We start from the raw sequence: 7,258 nt of genomic DNA on the forward strand, positions 1-7,258 counted from the left end.
ATACCCATGTCTGAATGTGATTTTGCCATCGTCGGTGCCGGTATTATTGGTGCTGCGGTGGCTTATAAGCTGAGTCAGCGTCAGCCTGGTGCCCGCATTATGCTGTTTGATAAGGAAGGTGACTGTGCCGCCCATCAGACCGGGCGTAATTCCGGCGTGATACACGCCGGGGTTTATTATGCGCCGGGCAGTTATAAAGCCCGTTTTTGCCGCGCCGGGCTGGAGCATACCTTTGAATTGTGCAGGGGATTTGGTTTGCCCCATGAACAGTGCGGCAAACTGATTGTGGCAACGAGCGAAGATGAGTTACCCGCTCTGGAAGACTTATTCCATCGCTGTGTACAGAACGAACTCCAGCCACAGCGGTTAACAGCGTCTGAAATCCAGTGCCGTGAGCCAGCCATCAATGCTGTAGGCGGTTTTTTTGTCGCGCAAACCGGCATTACTGACTACAAAGCTATCACGGCTTGTCTGTTACAGCAGGCAAGCGCTCAGAGCCGGTGCCAGATCCATTATCAGCATAAGCTTGTGAGTATAGAGGATGATAGTGGCGGCGTGTTGTTACGATTTTCTTATCCGAGGGGCGAAACCACAGTCAGGGCGGCTAAATTAATTAACTGCGCAGGCATTTATAGTGACGAACTGATCCGGATGCAGGGGCTTGAGTGTGACTTCAGAATGCTGCCCTTTAAAGGTGAGTATTACCGTTTAAACCGCAAGTATGATGACATCACCCACCATCTGATTTATCCGGTACCGGATCCGGCGATGCCATTTTTAGGAGTACACTTAACCCGAATGATAGGCGGTTACACTACGGTAGGGCCAAACGCCGTGCTGACCACAGGCCGGGAAGCCTATAATAGTTTATTCAGCACTGATGCTGAATGGTTGCACCTGTTTGCCCACGGTGATGTGTGGAAATTGCTTTGGCGGTACAGACGTGCAGCCGTTAAAGAATTGTATTCGTCCTTGTCTAAAACACACTATGCCAGGCTGGTGAGCCGCTATTGCCCCGGCATTACCGCAGCAGACTTTTTACCTTATCGTGCTGGGATCCGTGCCCAGGCAGTAGACAGTAACGGGGTACTTGTGCACGACTTTAAGTTTGTGGAATCTACCCATGCGCTACACGTTGGCAATGCGCCATCACCGGCGGCCACCAGCGCCTTACCCATTGCTGATGAGATAATTAACCGACTGTTCTAAAACATAGAACAATCAATCCAAATGTTCCGTTAAGCCGTTTAGACAGATGTGTGTTCCACTTACCACGCATTCATTTACTTTACACGGGAGAGCATCATGGGTTTGTTAATAGACGGCAAATGGCACGACAAATGGTATGACACCGATAAAAGCGGCGGTCGGTTTGAGCGTCAGGATTCGTTGTTCAGAAATACCATCGGTGAAGACAGTGAATTTAAGGCAGAAAGTGGCCGTTATCATTTGTATGTTTCTCTGGCCTGCCCATGGGCGCACCGCACTCTGATAATGCGAGAGCTTAAATCCCTTAATTCCCATATCGGTGTTTCGGTGGTAAATCCTGAAATGCTGGATAAAGGCTGGAGCTTTTTGCCGCATAAGGGCAGTACCGGCGATACGCTCTACGGCCATCAGTATATGTATGAGATTTATTTACGTCAGCAGGCAGATATTACTACTCGTGTAACGGTGCCGGTGCTGTGGGATAAAAAGACCGAAAAAATCGTCAATAACGAATCGGCTGAGATTATCCGGATCCTCAATACCAGCTTTAATGACATTACCGGTAACCACACCGATTATTACCCCGACACGTTACAATCTGAGATAGATGAAGTGAATCAATGGGTGTATAACGATATCAATAATGGCGTATACAAGTCAGGGTTTGCTACTGAACAACAGGTCTATGAGGAGGCGGTTAATGCGTTATTTGCTGCTTTAGATAAGGTGGAAGCTCGCTTGGAAAAACAACCTTTCCTTGTGGGCGGAACGCTGACTGAGGCCGATATACGTTTGTTTACTACGTTAGTGCGCTTCGACGCTGTGTATCATGGCCATTTTAAATGTAACCGTAAACAAATCAGTGACTATCCTGCCATGTTTAATTATATGAAGCGCATTTACCGGATGCCGGGCGTAGCCGATACAACGAATATGGAACATATTAAGCGTCACTACTATTACAGTCACACAATGATTAATCCTACACAGGTCGTTCCCGTAGGGCCCGATCTGTCTTTATGGAAGTAAAAAACAATGACCAACCGAACTATTAAGCAACTTGTTAGTGGGATGCCAACCCAGGATGGTGCAGGGGTAAGCTTAACCCGGATTATCGGCCAGCGTTTATTACCCAATCTTGACCCGTTCCTGATGCTCGATTTTTTCGGCTCGGATAAACCCGATGAATATATTGCCGGCTTCCCGCCGCATCCGCACCGCGGCTTCCAGACGGTAACTTATATGCTGAAGGGGAAAATGCGCCATCGGGATTCGGTGGGCAATGAAGGAATCATTGAAGATGGCGGTATCCAGTGGATGAATGCTGGTAAGGGCATTATTCATGAAGAAATGCCTCAGCAAACCGACGGCCTGCTCAAGGGCTTTCAGCTGTGGGTAAATCTGCCGGCCAAAGATAAAATGTCGGCACCCGGTTATCAGGATATTCAGCCTGACGAGGTAAAAACGGTGTCTGTGGGGCAGGGAATTGAAGCAAAAGTGCTGGCTGGTTCACTCAATGGTGTGAGCGGACCGGTTAATACTGCCAGAGTAAAGCCGCTGTTTACCGATCTACACTGGCTGGCAGATGCCTCGGCGACCCTCCCGGTTGCGGCAGGCCACAGCGCCTTTATTTATTGTTATGAAGGCAGCCTGGCCGTTAGCGGCGAGACCATTACCTGCGGCAAACTGGCAGTATTGAATGACGGTGATACGCTGGATATAACCAGCAGCGAAGCCGGCAAGGCGATTTTAGTTGCTGCTGCTCCGATTGGCGAACCTGTAGTTCAGTATGGTCCCTTTGTGATGAATACCCAGGCCGAAATTCAACAGGCCATTACCGATTATCAGCAAGGTAAATTAACCGCTTAAAAAATGATAAAAAGAATAACTGGTTGACGGGAAATTAAACAATTCCTCGTCGACTAGTCTGTCCTGCCAATTTATTTCGATAAATTACGTTGTGAATGTTGATTGCCCTGCAGTCCTTGATTAACATGGATTAAGGAATAAATAAGGGAATAAGCAGACAACCACTGCTTGTAATTCGCTCCCGCAATCAACAGGAACCAACATGAAACCAGTCGTATTAGCCGGTGGCTCTGGCAGCCGTTTATGGCCTAAATCCCGAGCAGCCCTGCCTAAGCAGTTTCTCGCTTTAACTTCAGAACAAACCATGTTGCAGGAAACACTGCAGCGCCTGGACGGCAGCAGTGCCGCTAATCCTATTGTGATTTGTAATGATGCGCACCGCTTCTTAGTGGCTGAGCAGTTACGCCAGATGGGCGGCGACCATGGTGGTATTATTCTGGAGCCTGTTGGACGCAACACTGCACCGGCCATAGCGCTGGCAGCGCTGCACGCAATGCAAACAGATGACGACCCGGTATTACTGGTACTGGCTGCCGATCACCTGATTAAAGACTCTGCCGGCTTCCAGGCTGCTGTTAGTAAGGCTAACGAGCTGGCGATGGATGGCAACCTGGTCACTTTTGGTATTGTGCCGGATCAGGCCCACACCGGTTATGGTTACATTAAGGGCGGTGAGGCCATTGGTGTAGGCATGAAGGTGGATGAATTTGTCGAGAAGCCAGACCTGGCAACGGCACAACAATATGTCGATTCCGGTAACTACTTCTGGAACAGCGGTATGTTTATGTTTAAAGCCAGCGTTTATTTGGCTGAGCTGAAAAAGCATGCACCTGAAATGTACAGTATCTGTGAGCAGGCGATTGCTTCAGAGAGCAAAGATTTAGACTTTATCCGTATCGATCCTGAGATATTTGCGACCTGTCCTGACGACTCGATCGATTATGCCGTAATGGAAAAAACCGCACTGGCAGCCATGGTACCGCTGGATGCTGGCTGGTCTGATGTAGGCAGTTGGTCGTCCTTGTGGGAAACCGCAGATAATAAAGACGAAAACGGTAACGTAATTGTTGGTGATGCGATTCTTGAAGGCGTAAATAATAGCTATATTAACGCTGAGGAACGTTTGATAGCTGTAGTTGGTCTTGATGATGTGGTAGTGGTAGAAACTAAAGATGCCGTGATGGTGGCCAACAAAAACAAAGTGCAGGACATTAAAAATGTCGTGAATAAGTTAAAGGCTGAACAACGCCCTGAATTCCAGTTCCATCGCGAGGTGTTCCGCCCATGGGGCAGCTACGATTCCATCGATAATGGCAAGCGTTTCCAGGTTAAGCGCATTACCGTTAAGCCGGGTGAAAAACTGTCGGTCCAGATGCATCACCACAGAGCTGAGCACTGGATTGTGGTATCAGGTACTGCCAATGTGACCATCGGCGAGAAAACCCAGTTGGTTACCGAAAATGAATCGGTGTACATTCCTATTGGTGATGTACACGCGCTGGAAAACCCGGGCAAAATTCCACTAGAACTTATCGAAGTGCAATCGGGGGCTTATCTGGGCGAAGACGACATTGTCCGTTTCTCTGATCGCTACGGCAGAACCGAGTCAAAATAAGCTGAGTAAAAACAACTATGACAACACCTATTACCTGTTTTAAAGCCTATGACATCCGTGGTGAGTTAAACACTCAGCTTAACGAAGAGGTCGCTTACCGGATTGGTTTTGCTTTTGCAGAAGAACTGGCAGCTAAGTCTGTGGTAGTGGGCGGTGATGTTCGTCTCACTTCCACACCGCTGAAGCTGGCACTGAGTGCAGGCCTTGTTGATGGTGGCGCAGAAGTCACTGATATTGGCATGGCTGGTACCGAAGAAATCTACTTCGCGACCAAACACCTTGGCGTGGATGGCGGAATCGAAGTAACCGCCAGCCACAACCCGATTAATTACAATGGAATGAAACTGGTGAAAGCCGGTTCGGTACCAATAAGTGGCGATACCGGCCTGAATGCTATTAAAGACCGCGCCGAGGCGCTCGACAATAACTATGTGGCTGAGCGTCTGGATTTTTATGCCAAAGGTGCAAAAATCGACGCGGACGCCTTCTTTAATGGAAAAGCCCACATTGCTACAGACATCCTGGCAGAAAGCGGGAAATACCATCGTCACCTGAACATGGACGCGTACGTTTCGCACATTTTATCTTACGTTGATATCAATAACTTTACGCCGCTGAAAATTGTGACCAACGCTGGTAATGGCGCAGCAGGTCTGGCACTGGATGCTATTGAGAAAAAATTACACGAAAAAGACGTGCCGATTGAATTTGTTAAAGTGCATCACAATGCCGATGGTACGTTCCCGAACGGTATTCCTAATCCTTTATTACCGGAAAATCGCGCCGATACCGCTAATGCGGTAATCGAAAGTGGCGCCGACTTTGGTATTGCCTGGGATGGTGACTTCGATCGTTGTTTTCTGTTTGACGCTGACGGTAACTTTATTGAGGGCTATTACATTGTGGGTCTGCTTGCTCAGGCGTTTCTTGATAAAGGACCAAGCAAAATTATTTATGACCCACGTGTGTACTGGAACAGTGAAGACATTATTAAGTCTGCAGGTGGTACGCCGATTAAATGTAAAACGGGTCATGCGTTTATTAAAGAGCGGATGCGCCTGGAAGATGCTGTGTACGGTGGTGAAATGAGTGCTCACCATTACTTCAGGGATTTTGCCTATTGTGACTCGGGAATGATCCCCTGGTTGCTGGTGGCAGAGCTTATCTGTACCCGTCAGAAGTCGCTGGCGTCTATGGTGAAAGAGCGTATCGAAGCTTTCCCGTCGTCGGGCGAAATCAACAGCAAGCTAAAGGATGCTGATGCAGCGCTGGCTCGGGTACTTGAAAAATATCAGCCACTGGCAGAGGTAATTGATGAAACCGATGGTATTGGCCTGGAATTTGGGAACTGGCGGTTTAATCTACGTAAATCCAATACCGAACCGGTGATCCGTCTGAATGTTGAATCGAAAGGTGATATTGCATTGGTTGAAGAAAAAACCAAAGAACTGCTGGATTTGATCAGAGCGGAATAAGCCAGGCTTACTTTACTATTCAATATCGAGTAGGGTGAGGCGTCACCGCCTCATCCCTCTCACAGAACCGTACGTACGGGCCTCGTATACGGCTCCTGTACTGGTTTATCCAGCGTATCTGCTGGGCACACTCCCCGTTCTAACGTCTTCCAGATTCACCAGTCCAAGTTCATTGAACCAGCTGTTTGGCATCGCATAGCTTGCTAACGGGCTTCTTGCGCTACGCCAACTCGTCATGCTCATGTAAGCGAACTTACCTTTATAGCCTCGCTGTCGTAGCCAACGATGCAGGCGGCTCGTCTTCTTCCATAGCTTAAGTTGAACGCTTCGCAGTCTACGTCTTAGCCAACTTGCGATTTGTTTGAATGCTCTGCTGGCGTTGGCAATCCTGAAGTACTGGCTAAACCCTCTCAGGAGTGGGTTCAGTGCATTAATGACCAAGTACAAGGGTTTTCCACCATTGCGTTTTGTCATCTGCTTTAGCTTCGTTTTGAACACTACCAGTTTCTTCGCTTGGATTCGGGTATGTTGCGTTCCGATTTCCACGCCAAGGAACCTGATTCCCGCATCACTGTGCGTAATGTGGGTTTTTTCTGTGTTCACGGTCAGCTTCAGTTTACCTTCAAGGATTTGTGTCGCTTGTCGTTGCGCATTCTCTGCCGCTGAACGACTGCGACACAAGATAAGAATATCATCAGCGTAGCGCACTATGCGGTGACCACGTTGCATCATCTCCTTATCAAACGCATCCAGATAGATGTTCGCTATCAGAGGGCTTATCACTCCACCTTGCGGACTGCCTGTGTCTGTCTGCTGCCAATGGCCATCAACCATCACCCCACTTGTTAAGAACTGGCTGATTAAGCGCAGCACGCTACCATCACGCACCCGCCTTTTAATGCTTTCTATGATAAGCGTATGGTCCAGCTTATCGAAGCATTTCGACAGGTCCATGTCCACCACGTGTGGCCGCTCATAGCGTCGGATGAACATCGTGGCTTTATTGATAGCATCGTGACAGCTCCGCCCCGGTCGGTAACCAAAGCTTGATGGATGAAACTGCTCTTCGAAGATGGGACTCAGGATATCA

6 protein-coding genes are annotated in these 7,258 nt (G+C 48.5%); 5 read left to right on the forward strand and 1 reads right to left on the reverse strand.

All coding sequences use genetic code 11. The features are described 5' to 3' along the window. The first annotated feature begins 6 nt into the window (after nt 1-6). The 5 genes from lhgO to C6Y40_RS23700 all read left to right on the forward strand — a co-directional run bounded on the left by lhgO (nt 7) and on the right by C6Y40_RS23700 (nt 6,168). The gene (gene lhgO / locus C6Y40_RS23680) at nt 7-1,209 is read left to right on the forward strand and encodes an L-2-hydroxyglutarate oxidase (RefSeq protein ID WP_105936853.1); all 1,203 of its coding nucleotides are present in this window, start codon (nt 7-9) and stop codon (nt 1,207-1,209) included. A 96-nt stretch (nt 1,210-1,305) separates the two neighbouring features. Further along, the gene (locus C6Y40_RS23685; RefSeq protein WP_105936854.1) at nt 1,306-2,238 is read left to right on the forward strand and encodes a glutathione S-transferase family protein; all 933 of its coding nucleotides are present in this window, start codon (nt 1,306-1,308) and stop codon (nt 2,236-2,238) included. A gap of 6 nt (nt 2,239-2,244) precedes the next feature. Continuing rightward, entirely contained in the window at nt 2,245-3,078 is an 834-nt protein-coding gene (locus tag C6Y40_RS23690) for a pirin family protein (RefSeq protein ID WP_105936855.1), read from the forward strand. 202 nt (nt 3,079-3,280) lie between these two features. Continuing rightward, nucleotides 3,281-4,693, forward strand: a complete 1,413-nt coding sequence (locus tag C6Y40_RS23695) for a mannose-1-phosphate guanylyltransferase/mannose-6-phosphate isomerase (RefSeq protein ID WP_105936856.1) — start codon at nt 3,281-3,283, stop codon at nt 4,691-4,693. A gap of 17 nt (nt 4,694-4,710) precedes the next feature. Then, entirely contained in the window at nt 4,711-6,168 is a 1,458-nt protein-coding gene (locus C6Y40_RS23700) for a phosphohexomutase domain-containing protein (protein WP_105936857.1), read from the forward strand. Between the two features lie 105 nt (nt 6,169-6,273). On the opposite strand, the gene C6Y40_RS23705 is transcribed toward C6Y40_RS23700, so the two are convergent. After that, nucleotides 6,274-7,258 (reverse strand): reverse transcriptase domain-containing protein (locus C6Y40_RS23705; protein ID WP_105936862.1); only part of this gene is annotated, 985 nt, incomplete at its 5' end.

The sequence above is a fragment of the Marisediminitalea alba genome (assembly GCF_002993365.1).
In the GTDB taxonomy this organism is placed as follows: Bacteria; Pseudomonadota; Gammaproteobacteria; order Enterobacterales; family Alteromonadaceae; genus Alteromonas; species Alteromonas alba.